The 23154-nt window shown below is 61.5% G+C and carries 25 protein-coding genes and 1 pseudogene; 13 read left to right on the forward strand and 13 right to left on the reverse strand.

Features of this window, described 5'->3' with window-relative positions; all coding sequences use genetic code 11:
• Positions 1-82 (forward strand): annotated as a pseudogene (locus L21_RS00180) (phosphoribosyl-ATP diphosphatase); the annotation flags it as partial.
• On the opposite strand, the gene L21_RS00185 reads toward L21_RS00180, so the two are convergent.
• From L21_RS00185 to L21_RS00215, 7 genes are all read right to left on the reverse strand, one after another.
• Positions 83-529, reverse strand: a complete 447-nt coding sequence (locus L21_RS00185) for a bifunctional nuclease family protein (RefSeq protein WP_074368499.1) — start codon at positions 527-529, stop codon at positions 83-85.
• Between the two features lie 46 nt (positions 530-575).
• Positions 576-1616 (reverse strand): lysylphosphatidylglycerol synthase transmembrane domain-containing protein, encoded by a 1041-nt coding sequence (locus L21_RS00190; protein WP_074368500.1) that lies wholly within the window; start codon positions 1614-1616, stop codon positions 576-578.
• Positions 1617-1833: 217 nt separating this feature from the next.
• Positions 1834-2403, reverse strand: coding sequence for a DUF357 domain-containing protein (locus tag L21_RS00195; protein ID WP_074368501.1), 570 nt, complete (start codon positions 2401-2403; stop codon positions 1834-1836).
• Complete coding sequence (gene dph5 / locus L21_RS00200) at positions 2400-3152, reverse strand: diphthine synthase (protein ID WP_074368502.1); 753 nt, start codon at positions 3150-3152, stop codon at positions 2400-2402. Before dph5 ends, L21_RS00195 begins: the two co-directional genes overlap by 4 nt.
• Positions 3153-3216: 64 nt before the next feature.
• A complete protein-coding gene (locus L21_RS00205; RefSeq protein ID WP_074368503.1) occupies positions 3217-3936 on the reverse strand; it encodes an RAD55 family ATPase in 720 nt (239 codons plus the stop codon).
• Between the two features lie 13 nt (positions 3937-3949).
• Positions 3950-5800 carry a ferrous iron transport protein B gene (gene feoB / locus L21_RS00210; RefSeq protein WP_074368504.1) on the reverse strand — a complete coding sequence of 617 codons (1851 nt, stop codon included), beginning with the start codon at positions 5798-5800 and terminating at the stop codon, positions 3950-3952.
• A complete protein-coding gene (locus L21_RS00215; RefSeq protein WP_074368505.1) occupies positions 5797-6426 on the reverse strand; it encodes a metal-dependent transcriptional regulator in 630 nt (209 codons plus the stop codon). The genes feoB and L21_RS00215 overlap by 4 nt, the downstream gene beginning before the upstream one ends.
• 190 nt (positions 6427-6616) lie before the next feature.
• Between L21_RS00215 and L21_RS00220 the strand changes: the two genes are divergently transcribed.
• From L21_RS00220 to L21_RS00230, 4 genes are all read left to right on the forward strand, one after another.
• Positions 6617-7891 carry an RNA-guided endonuclease InsQ/TnpB family protein gene (locus L21_RS00220; RefSeq protein WP_074368506.1) on the forward strand — a complete coding sequence of 425 codons (1275 nt, stop codon included), beginning with the start codon at positions 6617-6619 and terminating at the stop codon, positions 7889-7891.
• A 162-nt stretch (positions 7892-8053) separates the two neighbouring features.
• Entirely contained in the window at positions 8054-8200 is a 147-nt protein-coding gene (locus L21_RS13695) for a hypothetical protein (RefSeq protein WP_178377653.1), read from the forward strand.
• A gap of 87 nt (positions 8201-8287) precedes the next feature.
• Positions 8288-9919, forward strand: coding sequence for a helix-hairpin-helix domain-containing protein (locus L21_RS00225; RefSeq protein WP_074368507.1), 1632 nt, complete (start codon positions 8288-8290; stop codon positions 9917-9919).
• Complete coding sequence (locus L21_RS00230) at positions 9916-10506, forward strand: undecaprenyl diphosphate synthase family protein (protein ID WP_074368541.1); 591 nt, start codon at positions 9916-9918, stop codon at positions 10504-10506. Before L21_RS00225 ends, L21_RS00230 begins: the two co-directional genes overlap by 4 nt.
• Positions 10507-10715: 209 nt before the next feature.
• On the opposite strand, the gene uppS is transcribed toward L21_RS00230, so the two are convergent.
• Both uppS and L21_RS00240 read right to left on the reverse strand, forming a co-directional pair.
• Positions 10716-11495 carry a polyprenyl diphosphate synthase gene (gene uppS, locus L21_RS00235; protein WP_074368508.1) on the reverse strand — a complete coding sequence of 260 codons (780 nt, stop codon included), beginning with the start codon at positions 11493-11495 and terminating at the stop codon, positions 10716-10718.
• Positions 11495-12505 carry a radical SAM protein gene (locus L21_RS00240; RefSeq protein ID WP_074368509.1) on the reverse strand — a complete coding sequence of 337 codons (1011 nt, stop codon included), beginning with the start codon at positions 12503-12505 and terminating at the stop codon, positions 11495-11497. Before L21_RS00240 ends, uppS begins: the two co-directional genes overlap by 1 nt.
• A gap of 181 nt (positions 12506-12686) precedes the next feature.
• Between L21_RS00240 and L21_RS00245 the strand changes: the two genes are divergently transcribed.
• The 3 genes from L21_RS00245 to L21_RS00255 are packed head-to-tail and all read left to right on the forward strand — an operon-like array spanning position 12687 to position 15668.
• Positions 12687-13580, forward strand: coding sequence for a DUF7289 family protein (locus L21_RS00245; protein WP_074368510.1), 894 nt, complete (start codon positions 12687-12689; stop codon positions 13578-13580).
• Positions 13580-14413, forward strand: a complete 834-nt coding sequence (locus L21_RS00250) for a type IV pilin domain-containing protein (protein WP_083608666.1) — start codon at positions 13580-13582, stop codon at positions 14411-14413. Before L21_RS00245 ends, L21_RS00250 begins: the two co-directional genes overlap by 1 nt.
• Before the next feature lies 1 nt (position 14414).
• The gene (locus L21_RS00255) at positions 14415-15668 is read left to right on the forward strand and encodes a PKD domain-containing protein (RefSeq protein WP_074368512.1); all 1254 of its coding nucleotides are present in this window, start codon (positions 14415-14417) and stop codon (positions 15666-15668) included.
• Between the two features lie 73 nt (positions 15669-15741).
• Here L21_RS00255 and L21_RS00260 read toward each other — a convergent pair whose 3' ends face one another.
• The 4 genes from L21_RS00260 to L21_RS00275 form a co-directional block, all read right to left on the reverse strand.
• Positions 15742-16905 (reverse strand): KamA family radical SAM protein, encoded by a 1164-nt coding sequence (locus tag L21_RS00260; RefSeq protein WP_074368513.1) that lies wholly within the window; start codon positions 16903-16905, stop codon positions 15742-15744.
• A 278-nt stretch (positions 16906-17183) separates the two neighbouring features.
• The gene (locus L21_RS00265; RefSeq protein ID WP_054848046.1) at positions 17184-17561 is read right to left on the reverse strand and encodes a Zn-ribbon domain-containing protein; all 378 of its coding nucleotides are present in this window, start codon (positions 17559-17561) and stop codon (positions 17184-17186) included.
• 21 nt (positions 17562-17582) lie between these two features.
• Positions 17583-17951 (reverse strand): DUF2073 domain-containing protein, encoded by a 369-nt coding sequence (locus L21_RS00270; protein WP_074368542.1) that lies wholly within the window; start codon positions 17949-17951, stop codon positions 17583-17585.
• 5 nt (positions 17952-17956) lie between these two features.
• Positions 17957-18598, reverse strand: coding sequence for an Era-like GTP-binding protein (locus L21_RS00275; protein ID WP_074368514.1), 642 nt, complete (start codon positions 18596-18598; stop codon positions 17957-17959).
• A gap of 211 nt (positions 18599-18809) precedes the next feature.
• Between L21_RS00275 and L21_RS00280 the strand changes: the two genes are divergently transcribed.
• Genes L21_RS00280 through L21_RS00300 form a run of 5 tightly spaced genes read left to right on the forward strand, consistent with a single transcriptional unit; the run spans position 18810 to position 22738 of the window.
• Positions 18810-19373, forward strand: a complete 564-nt coding sequence (locus L21_RS00280; RefSeq protein ID WP_074368515.1) for a CBS domain-containing protein — start codon at positions 18810-18812, stop codon at positions 19371-19373.
• A complete protein-coding gene (locus tag L21_RS00285) occupies positions 19370-20125 on the forward strand; it encodes a CBS domain-containing protein (RefSeq protein WP_074368516.1) in 756 nt (251 codons plus the stop codon). Before L21_RS00280 ends, L21_RS00285 begins: the two co-directional genes overlap by 4 nt.
• Positions 20126-20164: 39 nt before the next feature.
• The gene (locus L21_RS00290; protein ID WP_074368517.1) at positions 20165-21112 is read left to right on the forward strand and encodes a CBS domain-containing protein; all 948 of its coding nucleotides are present in this window, start codon (positions 20165-20167) and stop codon (positions 21110-21112) included.
• Between the two features lie 7 nt (positions 21113-21119).
• Positions 21120-21959, forward strand: a complete 840-nt coding sequence (locus tag L21_RS00295) for a CBS domain-containing protein (RefSeq protein WP_074368518.1) — start codon at positions 21120-21122, stop codon at positions 21957-21959.
• On the forward strand, positions 21956-22738 hold the full coding sequence (locus L21_RS00300) for a CBS domain-containing protein (RefSeq protein WP_074368519.1): 783 nt from the start codon (positions 21956-21958) through the stop codon (positions 22736-22738). The genes L21_RS00295 and L21_RS00300 overlap by 4 nt, the downstream gene beginning before the upstream one ends.
• Positions 22739-23154: the final 416 nt, after the last annotated feature.

The following is a 23154-nucleotide window of genomic DNA, read 5'->3' on the forward strand; positions in this document are numbered from 1 at the left end:
CTTCCACCTGCTGGTAGCGCTCCGGGCATCCGGCACCGATGTCGGCGACGTGCTCGACGAACTTGCAGCGCGCCGGAAGTAATCAGAGATACTCTTTGAGGTCGACCATCCTCGGGAGATCGTCCTTCTTCACCGCCGCCGTCTCCACGACCGTATCCTCGATCATGATCGGTGCCCGGTAACGCAGAGCGATGGCTATCCCGTCGCTCGGCCGGCAGTCCATGATCTCGGTTCGCGATCCCTGCCGCAGATGGAGTTTGGCGTAGAAGACCCCCTCCTCCAGAGAATCGATGTGCAGAGAATCGAGCGCGATCTCAAAGCTCCGGAACATCTCAACGATGAGATCGTGGGTGATGGGGCGGGGGAGCATCTCGCTGTTGAGCGCGTTGCTGATCGAGATCGCTTCCCAGAGCCCGACGTAGATGGGTATCGTGCTGTCGCCCCCGGCGTCCAGGATAACGGTCGGTGCTGCTCCCATCTCGCTCACCGACATGAACACACCCTGCACCCTGCAGCTTTGAGTCGTCATGTGATCACCTGACATCAGCCTTCTGATGTTTAAACCTTGGGGTCAATCACCGCTGCTTTTTGGCGCGGGCAAGAAACTCGCGCCGGACAATGACGAGACTCGAAAGGAGACCGAGGAGGATGTTCAGGTAGTAGAAGATCAGCCGCCAGAGGAGGACGAAGACACCCACGATCGCCGACGGGACGAAGAGGCTGTAGAGCGACGTGGCGCCGATCTCCGCAACGCCCGAGCCTCCCGGGGTGAGCGGGATCATCATGATGATGGCGATGACGAGCTGGACGACGAACGACTCGATGAAATACGGGGGCTGCCCGAGGCCGATGAGCAGCAGCGATGCGACGGCGAACTCCGAAACCCAGAAGAGCAGGGTGAAGAACATCCCCCACACGAGGCCGCTTTTCCCGTGGTTCACGAACTTGACGAGCCCCCGGTTGAAGTTGTCCACCTCGCGATCGATCGTCTCCAGCAGGCTCTCGAACCTTTTCAGGTGCCAGCGGCGGTCGATCCACCGCGATATCCCTTTGAGCGCCCGCTTGAGATGGTCCGGGTTCTTGACGGAGTAGACGAAGATGAGCACGAAGAGGGTGACGAAGATCCAGGCGGCGTACATCATGGCGCTCATCCCGCTGAACCCCGAGGTGAGACTGCTCCAGTAGTTGCCGAGGAAGAGCATGGCGAAGGCCCCGAGCGCCCCGAGGATGATGCCGTCGAGGATCCGCTCCATGATGACGACGGCGGTGGCGTCTCCGACCGGAACGCCCGCCCGGTAGAGTTCGTGAACCCTGACCGGCTCCCCGCCCGCCTGGGAGGGAGTCACCGCCGCAACGAGCATGTTCGCGAGCACCAGGTTCAGGCAGTGCGTGAGGCGTACCCGGTACCCGAGCGACGCCGACATCTTCTGGATGCGGAGTGCCCAGAACCCGACCGAGAGGAGGTGGAGGAGGACGGCAAGAACCAGGTAATACGGGTTTATCCGGCTGAGGTACCCGATCGTCGACTCGTCGACGGTGAAGTACAGAACGCCCGCCATGACAAGAGCGCTGAAACTGAGCGAGACGAGCAGCCACTTCCACTGAGACCTCTTCATCCACGACGCTCCCGGGCACGGGGACAGCCCCCGGAAAGACCGACCCTCACCCCCGGGTGCTGCAGCCGTCCGCAAACGGCCGGGCAGCACCGGAGGAAAACACCCGAATTTTTAGTAATAAATTATCGTGCGGCTACTATTTAACGATGGTTTTATCGAAAAATCGATAGAACCGGGGATCCGCACGATACCGGGCAAATGAACGGGATAACCGATCCTAAACGGTGAAGAGGCCGCGCTCCCCGGTTATCCGAAACAGCCCCGCGCGGATACCGACATCGAGCCAGGCATAGCCGTAGCTGAACCGGGCAAGGGCAGCGGCGCGGTCGCCTGCATCGAGGTATGCCGCACCCTGCGCATACCAGCCGCGTGCCGCCGAATAAAACTCCCAGGCCGCTGCATGAAGCGGGCTCGCCTCGTCCGCCGCCGCCTCGACCGCTCCGAGGGCCGCATCGAGCATCCGCCGGTAGCGGTGCGTCTTCTCGTCGAGGTGGGCAGCCTGCGATGCCGGGATGCCCGCGTCCACCGTCTCCGGGGGGTGGGCGAGAGAAGGCATGAGCAGCCCGAGGCGCGAGCCGGCGTCCAGCCACCCGAGCCCGTAGGCAAACGCGGCGAGGGCGTTCACCCGGTCGCCGGCCCGGAGAAACGCAAACCCGTCGCTGTGGTAGGCGATAGCCATCTCGAGCACCTCCCCGGCCGCCCGGCAGAGGAGGGTGCCCTCCGGGACGGCGATTTCGGCCGGGGAAAGGGCCGCTCCATAGAGAGCGCCGTAGTCGTCGAGGTTCATAGGCCGGCGAAGGTCTCCAGGTACTCCCGCTCCATCGGGTGGAGCTCCGCCGGCACGGCGAGGATATGGAGCGGGGGGCCGAAATCCGTCTCTTTGAGCTTCGCGCCGGTTCCGGCGGCAACCACGGGCTGCTCCGACCCCGCCCGGGCGATCCCCACGTAGAGCGCGGGCGGTTCGATACCGCGCTTCTCCGCCATCTCCTCAAGAACGGCGATCGCCTCCGGGACGCGCATGTAGCGATCCTTCTGGATATCCAGGTAGACGAGCGTATGGAGGTTCTGCGCAAGATTCGCCGCAATCGCCTCCATGGGAGCCGTCGGGAACCAGCCCTTCGCGGGGAACGGCACCGAGCAGGACTTCCCGAACCGGTAGTTCTGCAGGCCCGAGAGGCCCGAGACCGCGCTCGATATCGACGACGCGTGGATGATGGAGGTCTCGATCCCGGCGGCGGCCGCCCGCAGCCGGAGATCGGCGTGCGTCGTCGAGACCATGGGGTCTCCCCCCGTCAGGAACGCCACCCGGCCGGCAGCGGCACGATCGAGGATTTCGCGGGGATTCTGCTCGACGTCCTCCCGGCCGAGCACCCGGATCTCTTTTCTAAAGAACGCTTCCATCGCACCGACGTCCGTCCCCATCAGTCGCGACGTATACGCCTCTAAAAAGACGGCATCGGCGCTCCTGACGTATTCGAGGCCTTTGACCGATATGTCCCCGAGGTCGAAGAGCCCGAGACCCACGAACGTCAGCATCGATGCCTCACTCCCGGAACGGAGGGCGCAACACAACCGGGATGCGGCTGCACGGGTTCCATCATCATTCCTCAAAGGTCAGCGTTCCATCGTCGTAGAAGTAACGGATCCAGGGGGTCGTCCTCCCGCGGATGCCGATGATGCGGAACTCCCGCGCCACCGCCCCTCCCCCGTCTTCAACCCGCACCTCGATGACCGTGTTCATCAACTGCTTGATCGTGGAGACGGTTCGCTCGTCGAACGACTCGCTGTTGAGGGTGTAGATCCCGATCCCCTCCAGTTTCTTCACCCTGTTGGTGATCACGTGGAGGAACCTGTAGGTCACATCCAGCTGCGCATACATCAGAAGCGTCGAGACCGAGTGGACGCAGAGCCGGATCGGCGGAGGCATCGGGCCCGGAGGATCGGCCATCACCCCTTCCTTCCACATATCCTCCACCATCCGGGAGAACTTGATCCCCATGCTGGTCAGGTCGAGAGGGCTCGTGACGAACTTTGCCCTTGTCGTGTCCCGCAGGGTGGGCACCGAACTCTTCGTGACCGCGTCGATGATCCCGATTCGGCCCCTGTCCGCCCCATACCTGCGGAACGCACCGACGACATCGGAGGCACGCTCATCGGTCGATATGGCAGCAGCCCATTCCCCGGGCCGGGGAGAGGCTATCCGGTATGCCAGGAGCTCAGCGTAGGAGAGAGGGGGCGCCAGAAGGAGAATATTTGTGGCGGCCCGCAGGCCCCCATACTCCCTGTCGATAGCCGGAATGCCGGTTTCGTAGGTGTACATCGTGTAATACCAGTTATGACAGGATATAGTGGATAAGGCCTCCTATCAGGAGCCCGAGGGCGACCGTGTAGGCCGTGATCGCAAGCGTGATCCGTGACCCGACTTCGCGCAGCAGCACCGTGATCGTCGCGAGGCAGGGGACGAAGAGGACGGTCACGATCGCGAATATGTAGAGCTGCAGCGACGAGAGCACCGCCCCGAGGTCGGCGGTGCCCGCGAGGATGGCAAGGGTCTCGAACGCCATCTCTTTTCGGAGGATCCCGAAGATGAGCGCCGTCGCCGAGTAGCCGGGAAGGCCGAGGAGGGCCATGGTGTACGGTTCCACAAGCCCCTCGAAGAACGTCATGACGCCGAAGAACTCCAAGAGCCCGAGAACGACGCTTCCCGCGAGGAGGAGCGGCATCGCGATGAAGAGGAACTCCGAGAGACGCGTCCAGGACTTCTTCATCACCAGTTTCGGGTTGGGCCAGCGGAGCGGGACCATCTCCATGATCATCCCGAACCGCTCGCCGGGCGTCACCCGGGAGAGGACGAGCCCAGTTATGAGGATCAGGACGAAGACGATGGCGTATACGCTGAACGCCGCCGCGATGCCGACGAAACTCGCCACGATCCCGGCGATGATGACCGTCCGGGCCGAGCAGGGAACCATCGTGACCAGGAACGAGGCGATGATCCGCTCGCGCCGGGAGCGCAGGAGCCGGATGCTCATGATGGCCGGCACGTTGCACCCGAACGCCAGGGTGAGGGGGATGACCGCCCCGCCGTGCATCCCGACCCGGTGCATCGCGTTGTCGGCGAGGAATGCCGCCCGGGTCATGTACCCGGAGTCCTCGAGGATGGAGATGATGATGTAGAAGAGGAAGACGTACGGGAACGCTATCCCGAGACCCGCCTGGAGCGCGAGCAGGATAGATACCCCCAGTTCTTCGGCGAGCGGAGGCAGGCCGAGCGCGACGAACGGCTGCATCGCGTAGACCTCGAAGAACTCCACGATCATCTTCTCAAGGAACGATCCCGTGACGAAGACGAAGAGGAGCATTCCGATCAGGATACCGATGAGGATCGGCATCCCGGGGATGATCCGCGTCAGGATGCTGTCCGGATCGGTCTGGGGGAGCTGTGCCTCCTCCTTCACGGTGAGGTCGGCAATCTTGTGAGCGAAGTTGTGCCGGTTGGCCGCGATGATCTGGGCGACCGTCATCCGGTGCCGGGACTCGATCTCGTCGGAGATCGTCCGCGCCGCCTCGAGCAGTTCCGGGTTGTCGCCGAACCCGAGGAGCGCACGGACGCTCTCTTTCCGGTCGGCTCCGAACATCTTCCCGAGGCTCCGGACGGCCGCCTCGATGTGGTGGTCGTAGGGGATCTCGATCATCGACGGGCTCGAGGCGGCGAGGGCTGCCGGGATGATCCGGTCGATGTTCTTCCCCTGCGACGCCGCCGTCTGGATCACCTCGACGCCGAGAAGGTCGTGAATCGGCCCGGGATCGATCTCAAGCCCCCGTTTTGCGGCCTCGTCGACCATGTTCAGCACGACGACCATCGGGAGGCCGTACTCCGCCACCTGGAGGAGGAGGTAGAGGTTGCGCTCCAGGCGAGTGGCGTTCGCCACCACGATGACCGCATCGACGTCCTGCTGCTCCAGGAACCGACGAACCAGGCCTTCCTCTTCCGAGTTCCCTTCGAGCGAATAGACCCCGGGCAGGTCAACGAGTTCGACGATCTCGCGCTGGAAACAGGTGTTGCCCCGCTGCAGCTCGACGGTGGTTCCGGGGTAGTTGCTCACCTCCACCCCGAGGCCGGTGAGCTGGTTGAAGATGAGGGATTTGCCGACGCTGGGGTTGCCGATCAGCGCGAACTTCATGGACACGACTCCACGACGATCGATCGCGCGATCTCGGGGCTGATGGCGATGTCGCAGCCTTTCACCCTGACGACGACGGAATCATTCGGGAGTTTACGCCGGATCTGTACGATCTCGCCGGGGAATATGCCGAGATCAAGCAGCCGCCGGTGCCGCCGGGGGCCGCGCATCATCGCCACCCGGACGGTATCGCCTTCCTTGCAGTCGAGCAGCGTGCAGTCCCGCCCCCGGCAGCGCCCCATGCGTCCCGGCGGAGACTGGGCGCCGTCCATGTAGGAGGAGAGCCGGTCGATCGTCTCGTCGGATATCCCGTGCTCGAGGGTGCAGGCTTCCCTGCTCGCGGCATCCTCATCGACGCCGAGCATCTCCGTCAGGAAACACTGGAGAACGCGGTGTTTCCGCGCCACCTGTGACGCCACCGACGAACCCTTCCCGGTAAGCCTGACGGCGTCGCCGTCCGCCCGCTCCAGGTATCCTTCCTCGACCAGAGAGGCGACGGTCGTCCCGGCGGTCTCCTTCCCGGTATCGAGAGCCGCCGCTATCTCGTCCAGCGTCGCCGCCCGGCCGCCGCTCTCCGTGATCGCGAGGATTGCCTCGAGATAATCCTCAAACGTGGAAGGAAGCATGTTACAATTTCTTTGACTCCTATAAGTTTATATTTGGGGGTGTAGGCAGCATACGCGGGAAGACCCCTTGCGCAGGCTGAGGGATGAGAGCATAGCCTCCCTCCTCCAGAATCACTTTCACCGTGCACGGCTCTTCTTTATGTCGAAAAACTGCAGATCACTCATGCGATAGCCAGCAGGAGAGTTTCCGGTGCACATCACCGCAAAGATCAGGATTCAGGTCATACCTGAGCAGGAGGACGTGCTCTGGCATCTCTCCGAGAAGTGCCGATTAGTCTACAATTTTGCGCTTGCCGAGCGGAACCGAAATTACCAGGAAAACAAAGACAGACCCGGCAAACAGTACATCGGATATGTGCAGCAGGCGAACGCCCTCCCCAAGTTAAAGGAAAAGTATCCCGAGTACAAGTGGGTCTACTCAAAAGTGCTTCAAACGACGTTGAAGTCCCTGGACGACGACTTTCGCTCATTCTTCGCCCTGCGACAGAATGGGGATAAGGGGGCAAATCCCCCAGGGTTCAAGGGAAAAGACCACTTCTGCACGCTACGCTACAACCAGAGCGGATTCAAGATCGAGAGGGACCAGATCTGGTTCTCCCACTTCTACAACACGGTGCCACTGATCTTCGCCCTACCCGCTGGTTCTCAGTTCATCAACGTCAAACAGGTTGATCTCTTCTACGACGACATCAAGAGCGCGTACTATGTATCGATCGTTCATGAGGTCCAGCCGGCGCAGGAGTACCGTGACAACGGGCTCTACCAGGCGTTTGACCTCGGGGTGACCCGGCACGTCGGGGTGAACAGTCACGGGAAGTTCATTGGGTTTTCTGTGGCTCGCCCGGACAAGTACTGGAAAACCCCGATCGCTGAGTTGCAGGCCCGGCGAGACCACTGTAAGAAGAAGAGTCGAAAGTGGCAGAAGCTGAACCGGCTCAAGCGGAAGTGTGAACGAAAACAGGGCAACCAGATCAAAGATTTCCAGCACAAATTGAGCAAGAAAATCGTTGAGAACACTCGCGCTAACACGATCCTCGTTGGGGATCTGAGCGTGAAGCAGATGCCCCGGTCCCGGCAGGCGACCCCGGGGCTCAACCGCGCCACCCAGAACACGGGACACCTGTCGCGGTTCATCAGATTTTTGACCTACAAGGCAACCCTTGCAGGTAAGAGAGTAATAAAAATCGATGAACAGAACACGACAAAAGCCTGTTGTGTCTGCGGGGCGCTTCACGACATGCCGCTCTGGAAGCGAGTTATAGAATGTGAGTGCGGGAACACCATGGATCGAGACCGGAACAGTGCGGTCAATATCATGGTACGGTTCCTATCACAGAATGCCCTGCGAACGGGCTACCGGCAGTTCGCCGATAATCTGCGACAAACAGGTCTGGAAATTCCAGTACACTCGCAGGAAGCCCCCTGCGTAGGCGGGGGTAGTCCGCGGATTTGGGTAGTACCATAGGAATTGTCAACGATCTACGGCCTGAGGAGGATGGGTGGGCCGGGTCGGCAGCGGGAGCGTGAAGCGATCTATGACCCCAGACGTTTTTTTGGGATCCGAACTATTCGATCTACACGCATCTTTCGGGCATGACCGTTACCTCCTACCGGCAGGAAGGTGACAATGACGATGGTCTTCATCTGGCGCATAGATAACGGCAAACTTGCAGAGGGATGGGAAGTCGATGAGGACCGGGATTTCCTCAAACAACCGGGCGTCATCGAATACACGGAAAAAGGAAAGAAACTCTTTCCGGGAGATGCCAGGTAGTGAATGTATCGGCCAGGCAGGTTTCCTGCCCGAGCCTGCACCCGGCAAGCATCAAGGCCTATATGGTTTTGGGGAGGAAGAGTGATCATGGGAACCCCGGAGGGGCAGGTCACGAACAGGGATGTCGCCGAACGGCTCGCGTTGATGGCCCGCCTCCTCGGGATCGCGGGGGAGGACCGGTACCGGATCGCTGCCTACGAACGGGCGGCGCGGCAGATCGACCGCCTCTCCCTCCCGGTCGCCGGGCTCGACGAGGAGGAACTCACCCGTATCCCGGGGATCGGAGAGAGGATTGCCGGACAGATCCGCGAGATCGCCGCCACCGGAACGTTCGGGGAACTGAAAGATCTCCAGGCAGCCATACCCGGATCGGTCGTCGAACTGCTCGCCGTTGCCGGGGTGGGGCCGAGGACGCTCCACATCCTCTACACGAAGCTCGGCATCCGGAACCTGGACGACCTTGAGCAGGCGGTGAAGGGGCACCGCCTCAGGGCGCTCTCCGGGTTCGGGGCAAAGAAGGAGGAGACGATCAGGCGAGGAATCGAGCAGTTCCGGCAGAGGTCGAACCGGATGACCCGCCCGCAGGCCGACGCGGTGCTCGCGGACGTGGCGGCGGCACTGCCGGACGGCCGGTACATGGTTGCGGGGAGTTACCGGCGGGGATCGAGCACCGTGGGCAGGCTTGCGATCGTCGTTGCCGGGAACGGAACCGCCGCTGGAGACCGCATATCCACCGACGCCGTGGTGGACGTCCGGTTCACCGAACCCGGCCGGTGCGGCACCGCGCTCCTCTGCGCCACCGGCTCGGCCGGGTTCCTGGAGAGGCTCGGGCAGGTGGCGGCGCGACAGGGCTACCGGCTCACGCCCGACGGTCTTGTGGAGACCGCAAACGGGCGGCTGCAGGAGTTCGCAAGCGAGGAGGAGGTCTTTTCGTTCCTCGGGATGGAGCCGGTTCCGCCGGAGCTGCGCGAGGACCGGGGCGAGATCAAACTCGCTCTCCGGCACGCCCTCCCCGATCTGGTCGATCTCTCAGACGTGCGGGGCGATCTTCACGCCCACACCACATGGAGCGACGGCCGCCAGTCGCTCGAAGACGTGGCTGAGGCGGGAGAGAGAAGGGGCTACGAGTACATCGCGATCACCGACCACTCTTCACGGGTGCGGGCTGAAGCCCTTCTAAAACAGCAGGCCGAGATCGAGCGCGTCAACCGGCGGCACGACTGCCGGCTCCTTGCCGGGAGCGAGGTGGACATCAAAAGCGACGGCACCCTCGGGTACGAGAACAGGGTTCTTGCCGACCTCGACCTGGTGATCGCCTCCGTCCACTCGGGGTTCTCCCAGGACCAGGACGTCCTGACCCGGCGCATCCTCACCGCGATGGAGAACGAGCACGTCGATATCATCGGTCACCCCACCGGCCGCCTGCTCGGCCGCAGACCGCCGTATGCCGTCGACCTCGAGCGCGTTATCGCACACGCGGCGGCGACGGGGACGGCTCTCGAGATCAATGCATCGCCCCACCGGCTCGACCTTGAGGATATTTATATCCTGCAGGCCAAGAAAGAAGGAGTGAAACTGGCTGCAGGAACGGATGCCCATAGGAACGGCGAATTTTCAAACATGCGTTACGGAATTCTCATGGCACGCCGGGGCTGGTGCACCCCGGACGACGTCCTGAACACCCTCCCTCTATCCGCGCTGCTGGAGTGGACGTCATGATCTACCGGTTCTACGAGAAGATCCTCCTCCGCGATCTCAGGACGCTCCCCGAGCACGTCTGCTTCATGATCACCGAGCAGGATATGCTCGATGCACCCGGCAACCTCGCTCTTGCCGCACAGTGGTGCCGCGACCTCGGGATCAAGAGCGCCACGTTCCACATCAGCACCGCCGACCCCGCCCGGCTGGAACGCTGCCTCCCACGGATTCGGGAGGTAGCCTCGATCGCGCGCCTGACCCTGCACTACCGCGACGAGAAGGAGGTCAGCGGCGAAGGCATGGACGTGACGGTGGCGATCGGCAAGAGCGGCCGGGAGGAGATCGCCGGGTGCGTGCGAAGGATGGCCGAGGACGGAGTAGATCCGGAATCGGTCGACGAAGACCTGCTGGAGTCGTACCTCACCTTCAAGTACGAGCCCGATCTCGTCATCAAGACCGGCGGCGACCACCTCACCGATTTTCTTATCTGGCAGTCGGTCTACTCCGAACTCTTCTTCCTCGACGTCAACTGGGCGCTGCTCAGAAAAGTGGATTTCCTCCGGGCGCTCCGAGACTTCCAGTCGAGAGCGCGGCGGTTCGGGAAGTAAGCCGGCGGTAGAGGCCCGTAACAAAATCTCACGCGAAGTGCGACGGGTGGATAATCCGGAGCATGAGCACCGCAGGTGCGAAGTGCGCGAAGCCGGGAAGGGGAGTAGCCCAATCTGTCAACCGATCTTCGCGTTCTTCGCGGCTCGCACCTACGGTGCTCAAGCTCGCTCGCACATCGCGTGAAGCCACGTCGGCGTGGAGGTAACCGTCAGCCCCGCCGGGCCACGCGCTCCTTGAGCCGCATGCGCTGGTCGTAGACCCGCATCGCCCGCAGAAGGTCGATCTTCCTGAACGCCGGCCAGTAGGGGGCGCAGAAGTAGACGGCCGACTCGTGGCCGTTTGCGAGCCAGGGGAGGAAGTTCGAGGTCCGGTAATCGTTGCCGGTACGGATGATCAGGTCGACGGGAGGTATGGGTGCTCCCCGGTTGAGGTGGGCCTCAACGGTCTCGGGATCGATGGCCGCCGGGTCGATGGCGCCCTCCCTGACCTCACCGAGGATCGACCGGGCGGCGTGCACGATCTCGTTCCGGCCGCCGTAGGCGAGCGCGATGTTGATGAAGTAATCGCTGTAGTGCCGGGTCGCCTCCTCCGCCGCATCGATGGTTGCAAGGAGTTCGCCGGGGAGGAGGGATCGATCGCCGATCATCTGGACACGGATACGGTTCCGGTGCACCCGCTCGTCCTTCATGACCGCGGTGAACTTCTCCCGGAAGAGACGAAAGAGCGATTCGAGCTCGCTGCTATCCCGCCGGAAGTTCTCCGTGGAGAAGGTGTAGAGCGTGATATGCTGCACGCCGAGTTCGCACGCCCAGTCGAGAACCTGCTCCGTCGCATCCGCTCCGAGCCGGTGGCCGACCGCCGTATCGAGCCCCTGTTCCCGGGCATACCGGCGGTTCCCGTCCTGGATCACCGCGACGTGCCGGGGGACATGCTTCACCTGCCACTTCAGGTATCGCTCGTAGAGAGGCTCAATCCCCGATCGCAACATCAGAGCGGCGTCACCTCGACCACCATACCGCCGTTCGGGTAGCGCTCGACGACGTACTTCCTGCCCGGCAGCCCGGCACCGTGCTCGGTGAGCACCCACCACGCCATCTCGATCCGCCCCTCAGAGACTGCATACTCATCGTCATCAAACTCCTCCAGGAACCCGTCGACGGCACCCTCCGGCTCGAGCACCCCGTATACGACGGTTCCGTCATCCGTCACCTCCTCGAACGGACGCGCAGTATTGGCAGCGATCCGCTTTAACCGTTCCCGTAACTGGACCGAGTCCTTGAAGACCGACGAGCAGAAGTGGACTTTCGGATCGCCGGCGAGCTTCTCCGCCCACCGGCGGGCACCCAACACGGCGTTGTGCACGCCGTCCTCGAGTTCGAGCCCGCGCTCGCGCATGGCGGCGGCGCAGGTCTCGCCCCACTCCAGCTCGTTGATGTTGAGGAAGTCGAGGAGCGGGAGGGCGGCGGCAAGGTCCTCGATCCCCGGGAGCGCCGGCACCTCGATACCGATGAGGAAGCCCATCTCCCGGGCGAGGACGGCGGATCGGGCAAAATCGGTCTCGATAATCTGCGGCCAGACCTCATGAGGCGGGTGCAACCGGATCTCGTCGACCAGCCCCTGCAGGCGCCGGAGCACGGCTTCGTCCGGCGCAAGGCCGGTGTAGAGGTGGATCTGGTGATCCGGGCCGAAGCGCTCCTTGAGAGCGCGGCAGTACTCCACCACCCGGTCGAGTTCAATCAGCGGTTCGCCGCCGGTGACGCCGGTCCCGAGAGCGCTCATGCTCTCCGCAACCTCGATGGCCTCAGACGGCGACGAGACCTGCCGTTCGTTTGCAAAGACCACGTCCCGGCCTTTTCGCTCGCGCGAGAGCGGGCAGTACCAGCAGGTGCGGCGACACCGGCCGGTCACGAAGAGGACCATCTTCGCTCCCTGGTGGCAGAGGACGCACCCCGGCGAGAGTGATACTCCATCCGGGGCTATTCCAGAGTCCTGTGGCATGTCGTAGTAATAATGGAGGGCGGAGATGAAAAGGTTTGATGGTGGGGGATAGGGGTAGCAAAACGGCGACCTTTCCGATTGTTGAGCGCCGTATTCCTGCGGTTTCTTGTTTCCGGATGAAGAAACGCAAGGGGGCGAACAATACATAAATATAGACTTCGCGCAGAGAATTACCCAGACTATGCCGCTGTGCGCACGTGATGACGGCCTCTCGGAGGTCGTCGGTTTCGTCCTGCTCCTCGCCCTGATCGTCGTGGCGCTCTCGCTCTACCAGGTCTACGGCGTCCCGGCAGCGGGAAGAGAGGCGGAGATCGCGCACATGAACCAGGTGAAGGACCGGTTCGTCGATTACAAGATTGCTCTCGACTCACTCTGGCTGAACAACAGGAACGGCGTCCTCCTCTCGACGGCCTTTGACCTCGGGACGGGGGCGGGAGCGACCGGGGGCAGCGCCTTCGCGCTCCCCATCCTCACCCCCGCGGGGTCGGGAGGGACGGTCTCGGCGAAGAGCGAGGGAGCGAACCTGACGATTGCGCCCGAGGGGAAGGACCCGGTGACCATCCCCCTCGGCAGCCTCTCCTACAGTTCCTCGAACAACTACTGGGTCGACCAGACCTGGACATACCAGGGGGGCGCGATCTTTCTTTCCCAGGAGGGGGGGACGACGGTGCGGGTCGGGCCGTCGATAGCGGCGGCGAAGACGGAGGACGGCAACATCACCCTCACCGTAGCCCCGATCAGCCTCGAGGGTTCGGCCGGGATTGCGGGGTCGGGGCCGGTGCGGGTCGAGACCAGGATGCGCTGGAGCGAACCCTCCTCCCTCAGCGGGACCTACGACCGGGTGAACCTGACCGTCGAGGCCGACGATCCGGCGACGGCCCGGGCCTGGAAGAGGGCGTTCGACGAGGTCCGGCAGAGGGCGATCGAGGAGAACGTCGAACCTTCACGGCTATCGACCGGACAGAGCGGGAATACGGCCACGCTCACCGTCCAGCCGGAGACGAAGGTGTTCCTCACCGTATACCCGGCGAACTACACGGTCTCGGTCTACAACGCGGCGTCCCTGATGGAGTGATGGGTGTGAGACGGCATCGTAGTGAAGAAGGAGTCTCCGAACTGGTCGGAGCCATGCTCCTGATCGGCCTGACCGTCATCGGCGTCGCGCTCGTGGGGATAGTCTTCCTCTCCAGCCCCCAGCCGGACGCGATCCCCCGGGCGGCCATCGCCGCGGGAGTTAACGAGACCGGTCGCCTCGTCCTCGTCCACGATGGGGGCGATCCCCTGAGAGCGGGCGACTACCGGATCTACGTCGATACCGGGAGCGGGCTTGTGGACAGGACCGATGCGTTCGCCGGACTCAAAGACGGCGCGTGGTCGGTTGGCGGGAGCCTCGTCTACAACGGCTCAACACCGGAACGGGTGATCGTGACCGCGGTCTCGGGGGGCACCGAGACGATCCTTGCAGAACCGGAGTTCCGGGGCGGGACCGGGAGGTTCTCCCCCGACCCGGTGGGGCCGGGGGTGACACCGGTGGTGACAGTGACTCCGACTCCAACGCCCGAAGATGTGATTATTAATCTTCCCAAAATAAATGAAAGTTTAATAGCCCTACCAAAAAAAGCGACGATAGATGCGACGATAACATTGGAACAGGCGAGCTATGCCCACATAACCCTCTACAACTATGACGCTGTGAAGCGTGGAGAGAATAATCCAAAAATAACAGTTGCAATGATGACTTCTGAAGCGCTCGGAGATCTCTATACCTCCGAAGAGATTAATCTCAACGGTTTCACAACCGGCGATCATCCCAATGATCGCATAGCAGTGGTGATCATCATCTATGACAGTAACGACGACCCCCTCATGTCCATAACAACGATGGGTGTTGTCCAGAGCGCGCATTGAAATGTCCAACGACACCGCCACCTCCGATCTCATCGCCACGATGGCACTCATCGCCGTCTTCGTGACAGCGGTGGCGATCCTCGGGGTGGCGCTCCTCTCCAGCCCCCCCGGCGACGCGGCACCCGCGATGCTCGCCCGCAGTGTTGTGGGAGAGGACGGCAAACTCTCCATCCACCACGACGGCGGCGACTCCCTCGAACGGGGGCGCTTCGCGATCCTGGTCGACGGCGTCAGGAGAGATGATCTCGATCTAATCGATGCCTCGGGAGTCGAACACGACACCTGGACGTCGTGGGAGACCGGAGAGGCCCTCGTCCTCGGTGGTGTGCCCGAGGGCGCCCACATCCAGATCGTCGCCGGCGGTGTGAGCCGCACCGGCAGCACCTGGCTCCTCCATGACTTCGGGAACGGTTCGGCAGCGGAGCAGGTGCCCCTTGTCGCCGGCTTCACCGCCGACCCCACATCCGGCCCCGCACCCCTCCCGGTGCAGTTCACCGACACCTCCGCGGGAGGGGCGACCTCGTGGTCCTGGAGCTTCGGCGACGGCGGCACGTCAACAGCGCAGAACCCGATCTACGTCTACGTCAACCCGGGGACATACACCGTGACGCTGACGGCCAACAACGCACGCGGGAACGACACCGAAACGAAGCCCGGATACATCACCGTTGCCACCCCCATCATCGCTGACTTCACGGCCGACGTCGCCACCGGTACGGCGCCCCTTACGGTACGGTTCACCGACCTCTCCAGCGGTGATGGGCTTACATCGTGGTTCTGGAACTTCGGCGACGGCGGTACGTCAACAGCGCAGAACCCGGTTCATACCTACAACAATATAGGGACGTATACCGTCTCTCTGACAGTTGAGAACGCCCTCAGCAATGAAACCGTGACGAAGTCGAATTACATCACGGTTGCAGAGGAGCACATCTCCCGGCTGGAGGTGAACTCGGTCAGACAACGGCTGATCCTGGGCGGGTACATCTCGGTCAACGACATCGGCATCGGTTATACCGGAGGCTCCGGAACGGGATCGGACATGACACCGTTCGCCCTCAGCAGGACTGCTTTGGGCGACTCCGGTTTCAGTGTCACGCTGACGGCGCCCGATAGCATAGGACTCTGGCCCCTGTTATGGGACTTCGAAAGGTGGGAGGTTGGCGATACATCGTACGGAAGCAGGATAATCAGTGTATCGGTTGCCGACGACGAAAGACGGACAGCCACGGCGTATTACGATTTCTGGCTCTAGGGAGAAGGACAGCGCCGGCCAGAGGGGAAGACAGAAAAGAGAGAGACCCGCAATCGGCCCCAGAAGCCCGGCCTTACAGAAAGTCTTGCGGCTCCCTCACCCTTCCTTCGTCCACCAGTTCCGTGTAATCGTCGAACCAGTAGGCCTTCGGGTTGCTCTTATAGACCATGAACCGTCCGAGATCCGCCGGGTCTGCCGCCTGGTTGTACTTGAAGTAGGTGTGCCTGTCCGTCTTCCCGAGCACCTCGATCTTCCCCGTCGCGTGAGAGATCACGAACCGGGCCCGTTTCGCAAGCCCCGAGCAGATCGTGCGGGCCTGCTCGAAGATCCGGTATGACTCCTCCACCGGCACCGCGAACGTCCTGTTGCCGACCGACGGACGACACTGGAAGACATAGTAAGGGTTCGCGCCGATGAACGAGAGTTTGTCGAAGAGCGCCGCAAGCACCTCCGGGTCGTCGTTGATGCCGCGGATGAGCGGCGTCTGGTTCATCACGACCGCTCCGGCATCCTGCAGGAGAGCGACCGCCCGGCACGCGGCATCGGTCAGTTCCCTCGGGTGATTGAACTGCGCCATGATGTAGATACGCTTCTCGTCCATGCTGTAGCCCCGGATCATGTCCAGCAGCGTCGGATCGTTGATGATCCGGAAGGGATTGTATGCCGGCATCTTCGTGCCGATCCGGATGATCCCGACATGATCGATCTCGCGGATCTGCCGGACGATATCGAGCAGCCGGCCGGTCTCGAGGAACAGGGGATCGCCCCCCGTAAGGAGGACGTTCGTGATCTCCGGATGGTCCCCGATGTAGGCAAGCCCCGCGGAGATCTCGTTATTCACCTCGTGCGCCTCCTCGATGAAGAGGCGCTTGCGGAAACAGTAGCGGCAGAGGCCGCCGCAGATGTCACTCACGAGCAGGAGAGCGGTCTCACGATATTTATGCTGCAGTCCCGGAGCCTGAGTATACCGGTGCTCCGACGACGGGTCGAGATGCCCCCAGGGCTCAAGCTCCTCGACGGTCGGCACGATCAGCCGACGGATAGGGTCGGCGGGGTCATCCCAGTCGATCAGCGAGAGATAATAGTCGTTCGCACGGAACGCGAAGTGGTCGGTCACCTCCGCAAGGCGGGCGCGCTCCTCCGGACCGATACCGGGAACCGAATCGAGCGATGTGACATAGATCGGGTCTCTGGTCTCCTCCCCGATCGTGTTTTGGATATCGTACGTCGTGTTCATGAAGTACCTCCCAGCCGACACTCTCCAGTGCAGATACAATCCGCTAACTGCCGGGGACAGGTGCACGAGAGCAGAGATCGTGAATGAAATCCGATCTACGCAAAGGTTCATGAGAGTTTCATGTTCTCATGCAGGAAACCGTCGCTCCGACATGCGTCATTGAGTGTCGGATTACGTGTTGCAACTCAAAAGGGTTCTGAGGATATTTATATTTTCGGTTGAGGGAAGAATGCTGCAGAAGCAGCACCCGCCCCCCATTTAAAGCCGGGGATACCGTATCACTTCTTTTTCCGGGCCATGGAGAGGATATCCACAACGTATTTTCCTTCCTTCTCCAGTCCGACGACAACCTCGTCCGACCTGGCCAGCTTATCGATGTTCAGTTCGTATGAACCCGGGCCGAGGATGCGGATGCTCTCGATACGCTCGAATACCTCGATCTCCTCTTTTTTCCGGAGGTCCGGCTTGACCTCGAGCACTTCCTCGCCCGTCTCCCGGGCGATCTCGTCGATGGTCTTCTCTTTCAGCACGTCGTCGTGCCGTTCGGCCTCACGGATGTAGAGAAACTTCTTCCCGCCGCAACTCGGGCATCCTTTCAGAATCTTCGTCGAACCGTCTTCGAACTCTCTCCCGCATTGTGTGCACTTGTGAGGCATCTCTTCACTCCCGGTATCCGTTCATCTCGACGAGGAGACCCATGCACTGATGAGATCCTTCTCCTTCTTGAGTGTCTTGAGCTGGTTCGCCGGCCCGATCACGGTCAGGCGAGTCTCGGAGCGTTTCCCACCGAGAAGTTTCGCCAGGAACCCGCCCTGGGCATCCCTGATGGGATAGGTCTCCATCTCGATCCCGGAGAACCCGTCAGGCGCGATCTCCCGCATCGTGATCTCGATAAGCTTGCTCTGCTCGTCCGGCGCGAGGCCCTTCTCCAGGATAACGATGTTTCCTTCCATCACGTCATCGAGGATCAGGCGGATCTTCTCCATCGCCGTAAGTCGCTCCAAGCGTTCCGCAGAAATCAGGTCGATTTGTACACCCTGTATCATCTCCATCACCCGAAATATGACGTCATCTGCTCGTATAACTCGTCCACGTTGTTCCCTTCAAGACCCGATATGGAGATCACGGGGTGCTGGGGGAACGCACTCTTGATCCGCGCGGCGGACGCATCGGGAAGATCGTTCTTATTTGCAACGATCAGGACGGGAAGCTTCCGGCTCTCGATGATCCCGATAAGCATGATGTTCACCTGCTGGAACGGGTCCTGCGTGGAGTCGAGCATGTAGATGACGCCGTCGATATCCTCGCGGAGCCAGTGCATCGCCTCGGCAACGCCCTCGGTCGCTTCCCGGGCCCGCTTGACCGCCTCCTCCTTCTCGATGCCGTACTCGACAAACTCGTTGTAGTCGATCTTGGTCGTCACGCCCGGGGTATCGACGATGTCGATGGTGACCGAACTGCCATTCTGTCCCGTGATGGTGATATCCTCTTTGCGCCGGACGCGCCGGGTTTCGTGAGGCACCTCACTGACCGGGCCGACCGCATCGCCGACCCAATCCCGCACAATCCGGTTCGCAAGCGTGGTCTTACCGGCATTGGGAGGACCGTAGATCCCGATGCGGCAGGTTCGCTTCTTAAAGAGCGCCTTCAACAGCCCCGAGATCCTTCTTTTCGTACGAACTAAGAACGTCATTAAGCTCCCTCAGGTAGGCAGAATTTGCCTATACTTAAGTGAGTTGTGGCACTCACAAATAAATATAATTATATGTTCCGTCCGGCATATTCTCGTCATTTTGCAGACAAACAGCTTTCCCGGTGCGAGAGAATTCTTTTATACTGTTGAAACCTAGATAGACTTGCACCTGGAAAAACGGCTCTAATTGCAGCCAGATTAGGAGAATCCCATGATGAATAATAGTGATACCATCCACTTCGAGACACGCATACCGGTCAGGGAGGTCATGCAGAGCCATCCGACGACCATCGATGTCGGGGAGACTGTCGCCCGGGCGGCGCAGATCATGTGCCGCGACGAGGTCGGGAGTTGTATTGTGCTGCAGAACAACCTGCCTACCGGGATCGTCACGGAGGAAGATATCAACTGCAAAGTCGTGGCTAAAGACTTAAAACCGGGTGAAATTCACGTCAGCGAGATCATGAGCACGCCCCTGATCACGATCGGCGCCGAGAAGCTGGTCGGGGACGCCGCGGCAATGATGGTGAAGCACCGTGTCCGCAGGCTCCCCGTCGTCGAAGACCAGATGGTCATCGGGATCGTGACAGTTCGGGACATCCTCACCGTCGCGGCCGAAGTGAACGAAATCCTCGCGGATCTCATCGAGATCAACCGCGAAGAGGTGTACGCCATGGGAGTATGCGACCGGTGCGGGAACATCTCCGACGATTTATCAAGGGTCGACAACCTTATGCTCTGCCCCGCCTGTCGGGAGGAGGAGCAGTTGCTATGAAGGTGGCCTCAGACCTGATGGTGGATATCCCCACCCTGCATTACGACGATTACGTCACAAAAGCACGGAGCATCCTCAGGGACGACGTCTTTCGTGAGGTCTACGTCGTGGACGAGAAGAACCGTCTGCGAGGTTATCTCGACATCTCCGACGTCCTGCGAGTCATGGACACCAAGTCGAACGTCACGATCAAAGGGTTCGTCCGGGAGGCCGCTCAGGCCGCACCGGATACCCCCCTTGCGGAGACAGGCATCGCTATCATGAACGCCCGCACAAACAGCGCTGCGGTAGTCAACGAAGACGGCGTATACCAGGGAGGGGTGCTCTTCTCCGAACTCTTCCCCGTCCTGATCTCGCGCCGCACCATCCCCGGCAGGGTCGAGGACGCCATGTCGCGAGATCCCGTCACCTGCACGCCGGACGAGCCCATACACCGCATCTACAGCCTGATCGTCACGAGCGGGTTTACCGCGTTTCCGGTGGTGCAGAAGAACGAGACTATCGGGGTAGTCTCCCGCCGGGATCTCCTGCGCGCCGGGAGTGTCCGCATATCGGTGAAGAACCAGGCGGACACCACCGTCGAGCGGGTGATGACGACACCCGTCATCTCGGTGACGCCGGACGACACGATAGCAACGGCAAGCCGGCTGATGGTCGAACACGACATCAGCATGCTCCCGGTCATCGACGAGAAGAAGCGGCTCGTCGGCGTTATCGACCGGCATGACGTCCTCAGTGGCCGTTTGCCCTGAGAGCAGTTCCAGACCCTATAATTTCAGAGGAGTGATACGATGCAACCCAACTCGAATAACTCGGATAAGAAACCGGCCGACAGACTCCTGAAGATGCCCGGCAAACGCGAACGCGGGCCGGTCGACTTCAAGACAAAGATCGCAGGGCATGAAGGCGAGATCATGGCGATCGCCACAAGGGACGTCGTCGTGGCGCAGCAGACGACCACGATCATCCAGGCGGTCGAGATCATGACCCGGGAAGGGTTCCGCAGGCTGCCGGTCGTCGACGCGGGGACGCGCCATCTCCGGGGGATTGTGACCGTCGGCGACATCATCAACTTCATGGGCGGCGGCGACAAGTTCAACCTCGTGCAGGTGAAGCACGCCGGGAACTTCCTCGCGGCCATCAACGAGGGGCTCCGCGAGATCATGACGCCGCACCTGGTCACGATGCCCGTGACCGGAGCCATCGCCGACGCGGTCGATATCATCGTCAACAAAAATATCGGCGGGATCCCCATCACCGACGCGGAAGGAGAACTGAAGGGCATCGTGACCGAGCGCGACGTGATGAAGGTACTCGCCATCGAGAACTCGGGCCGCAAGGCGGAGGATATCATGAACTCGTCGGTACGCGTCACCGGCCCCGACACACCGATCGGCAAGGTCTGCCGGGAGATGGTGAAATGCCGGTTCAGGCGCTTTCCGGTTGTTACCGACGACGTCCTCTGCGGGATCGTCACCGCCACCGATATCATGAGTTATCTCGGGAAGGGCAAGGCGTTCGAGCAGCTGACGACCGGGGACTCCATCGAGGTCATGGGAGCGCCGGTGCGCTCGCTCCTCTCCGGGGAACTGTACACCATCACGCCTGAGCGGAACATCCACGATATCGCCCTCGAGATGATCCGGCGGCGTGTCGGGGCGCTCCCGGTCATCGAGGACTCGCACCTTGTCGGTCTCGTTACGGAATACGACCTTGTGAAAGCGTTTTCTGAGGAGTGATGCGAAGATGCGTGCCATTGATGTGATGGCATCTCCGGTGTACGTCGTTGCGCCGGGAGATAATGTCGCCTATGCGCGAAACCTCATGCTCAAACACCGGGTGTCGCGGTTGCCCGTCATGGAAGGGGACGAACTCCGGGGTATCCTCACCAAGAAGGATATCGCATACCGGCTCAGGCAGACGGAACCGATGTGGCGGCGGCGCCCGATCGACCGGATTCCGGTCAGTATCCTGATGGCGCCCGAACCGATCACGATAGCGCCACAGACCGGCATCCGCGAGATCGCGGCCATCATGCTCGATAAGGACATCTCCGGAATTCCCGTCGTCGAAGAGGGCAGGGTGAGCGGCATCGTCACCAAACTGGATGTGATGCGGTCGGCCCATATCCGCGGGCTCACCGCAAAGGTCAGCGATATCATGGAGGATGCGATCACGGTGAACCGGTATCACTCGCTGGACCACGTCATCGACACGATAAAGGGAAAAAACGATAAACTTATTGTCGTCAACGACAATGGAAGCCTTGCCGGCATAATTACCGAGAGTAACCTCGCATTTTACGAGTATCTGGACGAACGGATGAACCTGCCCAGGAAGGATGTTACTCACCTCAGGAAGGAGGCGCCGGCGGGGCAGAAACGATTCAGATACGTCGTTGAGGTATCGGCAGTTGCGGAAGACATCATGAGCCGCCCGGTCATCACCGTATCCCCCGATGCATCCCTCCAGGATGCCGTCGGGCTGATGCTGGAGCACCAGATCAACAGCCTCGCGGTCGTTGAGGACGGCGATATCCGGGGTATGCTCAAGAGAGATGATATCGTCAAGGAAGTGGCAAAATGAGCGACAGATTTCAGGTACTTGTCAAAGACGTGATGGCAAAACCGATCACCATCGCGAAGTCCGCCTTTGTCAGCGAAGCGCTCGATAAGATGCTCGGTGAGGGCGTCGATCCGCTGATCGTGACCAACAACGGCACGGTCATCGGAACGACGTCCCGCGCGGCAATCGCCGAGACGCTCGGGAGCAGGAAGACCCAGGCGCTGAAGGCCACATCCATTCATGTCGCGAACACGGTCGAGGAGAACTTCACCTCCGCGTATCCGGACCAGAGCATCGACGTTCTGGTGCCGCTGCTCCAGCACTACAAGCTGGTGGTGGTCTTCGATGCCGAGCACCGCCTTATCGGGCAGGTGACGGCGGGCGATCTCCTGAAGGTGCTCCGCCCGGCGGGCGGCACCCTCGACGTCATGGAACCGGCGCACACCATCCAGAGCGAGGAACGCGCCGTCCACCTCCGCCGCAGGATGCTTGACGGCGAGATCGACCGCTTCATCGTCGAGGACGGAGACGCCGTCCTCGGCATCGTCACGGAGACCGATGTCGCAAAGGCGCTCCACGCGATCAAGGACCTCGTGGAGGGGACGCACCAGGACTACCGGATCCGGAACCTGCTCGTGCGGGACATCATGACCACGCCGCTCATCTCGATGGACGCGGATACGGACGTCTCCGACGTCATCGACCTGATGCTCAAGAAGAACATCAGTTCCGTCCCGATCAATCGGAACGGCAGGATCGCGGGCGTCGTGACCCGGAACTCGCTCGTGCAGGCCCTGTGAAGGGCCGGATACTACTACTACCTTTTTTGCGGGCGGCGGGACGGCCGCGGGGATTTTTGGGAACGAGAACGGCATATTCTGTAGTCGTAACCCTGCCCGGGGGGCGGGGCGATGGGACGACCGTCCCGGGGGGCAGGGGCAGTGCCCGGACGTTGCTGGTGGAATGCCGTGTCCCGGGAGCTAGCCGGAAACCCGTTCATTGTCGGGGTCTTCCCATGCAGTGGACCGTGGGGACATCGCCACAGGGGAGGGGCTGACGGGGAGGGGGTTCACCCCCTCCCCTGTCTCTACCCGTATGGCTCTCCCCGTAGTCTCCCACCAATTCAGTATGTCTGTCACCCCCACCCCGCCCGGCCTTCGGCCTCCTCACTCACACCTGACGGTGCTTAAACTCCTGCCGCTCCGGCAGTCGTTCC

It is taken from the genome of Methanoculleus chikugoensis (genome assembly GCF_900095385.1).
GTDB classification, from domain to species: Archaea; Halobacteriota; Methanomicrobia; order Methanomicrobiales; family Methanoculleaceae; genus Methanoculleus; species Methanoculleus chikugoensis_A.

Excerpts from the sequence above, each read along its gene's own strand:
- L21_RS00265 (WP_054848046.1), bottom strand. The coding sequence starts at position 17,561 with ATGCCTCACAAGTGCACACAATGCGGGAGAGAGTTCGAAGACGGTTCG.
- L21_RS00185 (WP_074368499.1), bottom strand. The coding sequence starts at position 529 with ATGACGACTCAAAGCTGCAGGGTGCAGGGTGTGTTCATGTCGGTGAGC.
- L21_RS00250 (WP_083608666.1), top strand. The coding sequence starts at position 13,580 with ATGGGTGTGAGACGGCATCGTAGTGAAGAAGGAGTCTCCGAACTGGTC.
- L21_RS00300 (WP_074368519.1), top strand. The coding sequence starts at position 21,956 with ATGAGCGACAGATTTCAGGTACTTGTCAAAGACGTGATGGCAAAACCG.
- L21_RS00270 (WP_074368542.1), bottom strand. The coding sequence starts at position 17,951 with ATGATACAGGGTGTACAAATCGACCTGATTTCTGCGGAACGCTTGGAG.
- L21_RS00285 (WP_074368516.1), top strand. The coding sequence starts at position 19,370 with ATGAAGGTGGCCTCAGACCTGATGGTGGATATCCCCACCCTGCATTAC.
- L21_RS00295 (WP_074368518.1), top strand. The coding sequence starts at position 21,120 with ATGCGTGCCATTGATGTGATGGCATCTCCGGTGTACGTCGTTGCGCCG.
- L21_RS00230 (WP_074368541.1), top strand. The coding sequence starts at position 9,916 with ATGATCTACCGGTTCTACGAGAAGATCCTCCTCCGCGATCTCAGGACG.
- L21_RS00290 (WP_074368517.1), top strand. The coding sequence starts at position 20,165 with ATGCAACCCAACTCGAATAACTCGGATAAGAAACCGGCCGACAGACTC.
- L21_RS00275 (WP_074368514.1), bottom strand. The coding sequence starts at position 18,598 with ATGACGTTCTTAGTTCGTACGAAAAGAAGGATCTCGGGGCTGTTGAAG.
- L21_RS00255 (WP_074368512.1), top strand. The coding sequence starts at position 14,415 with ATGTCCAACGACACCGCCACCTCCGATCTCATCGCCACGATGGCACTC.
- dph5 (WP_074368502.1), bottom strand. The coding sequence starts at position 3,152 with ATGCTGACGTTCGTGGGTCTCGGGCTCTTCGACCTCGGGGACATATCG.
- L21_RS00240 (WP_074368509.1), bottom strand. The coding sequence starts at position 12,505 with ATGCCACAGGACTCTGGAATAGCCCCGGATGGAGTATCACTCTCGCCG.
- L21_RS00190 (WP_074368500.1), bottom strand. The coding sequence starts at position 1,616 with ATGAAGAGGTCTCAGTGGAAGTGGCTGCTCGTCTCGCTCAGTTTCAGC.
- L21_RS00260 (WP_074368513.1), bottom strand. The coding sequence starts at position 16,905 with ATGAACACGACGTACGATATCCAAAACACGATCGGGGAGGAGACCAGA.
- L21_RS00225 (WP_074368507.1), top strand. The coding sequence starts at position 8,288 with ATGGGAACCCCGGAGGGGCAGGTCACGAACAGGGATGTCGCCGAACGG.
- L21_RS00205 (WP_074368503.1), bottom strand. The coding sequence starts at position 3,936 with ATGTACACCTACGAAACCGGCATTCCGGCTATCGACAGGGAGTATGGG.
- L21_RS00245 (WP_074368510.1), top strand. The coding sequence starts at position 12,687 with ATGCCGCTGTGCGCACGTGATGACGGCCTCTCGGAGGTCGTCGGTTTC.
- feoB (WP_074368504.1), bottom strand. The coding sequence starts at position 5,800 with ATGAAGTTCGCGCTGATCGGCAACCCCAGCGTCGGCAAATCCCTCATC.
- L21_RS00215 (WP_074368505.1), bottom strand. The coding sequence starts at position 6,426 with ATGCTTCCTTCCACGTTTGAGGATTATCTCGAGGCAATCCTCGCGATC.
- L21_RS00280 (WP_074368515.1), top strand. The coding sequence starts at position 18,810 with ATGATGAATAATAGTGATACCATCCACTTCGAGACACGCATACCGGTC.
- L21_RS00195 (WP_074368501.1), bottom strand. The coding sequence starts at position 2,403 with ATGAACCTCGACGACTACGGCGCTCTCTATGGAGCGGCCCTTTCCCCG.
- uppS (WP_074368508.1), bottom strand. The coding sequence starts at position 11,495 with ATGTTGCGATCGGGGATTGAGCCTCTCTACGAGCGATACCTGAAGTGG.
- L21_RS13695 (WP_178377653.1), top strand. The coding sequence starts at position 8,054 with ATGACGATGGTCTTCATCTGGCGCATAGATAACGGCAAACTTGCAGAG.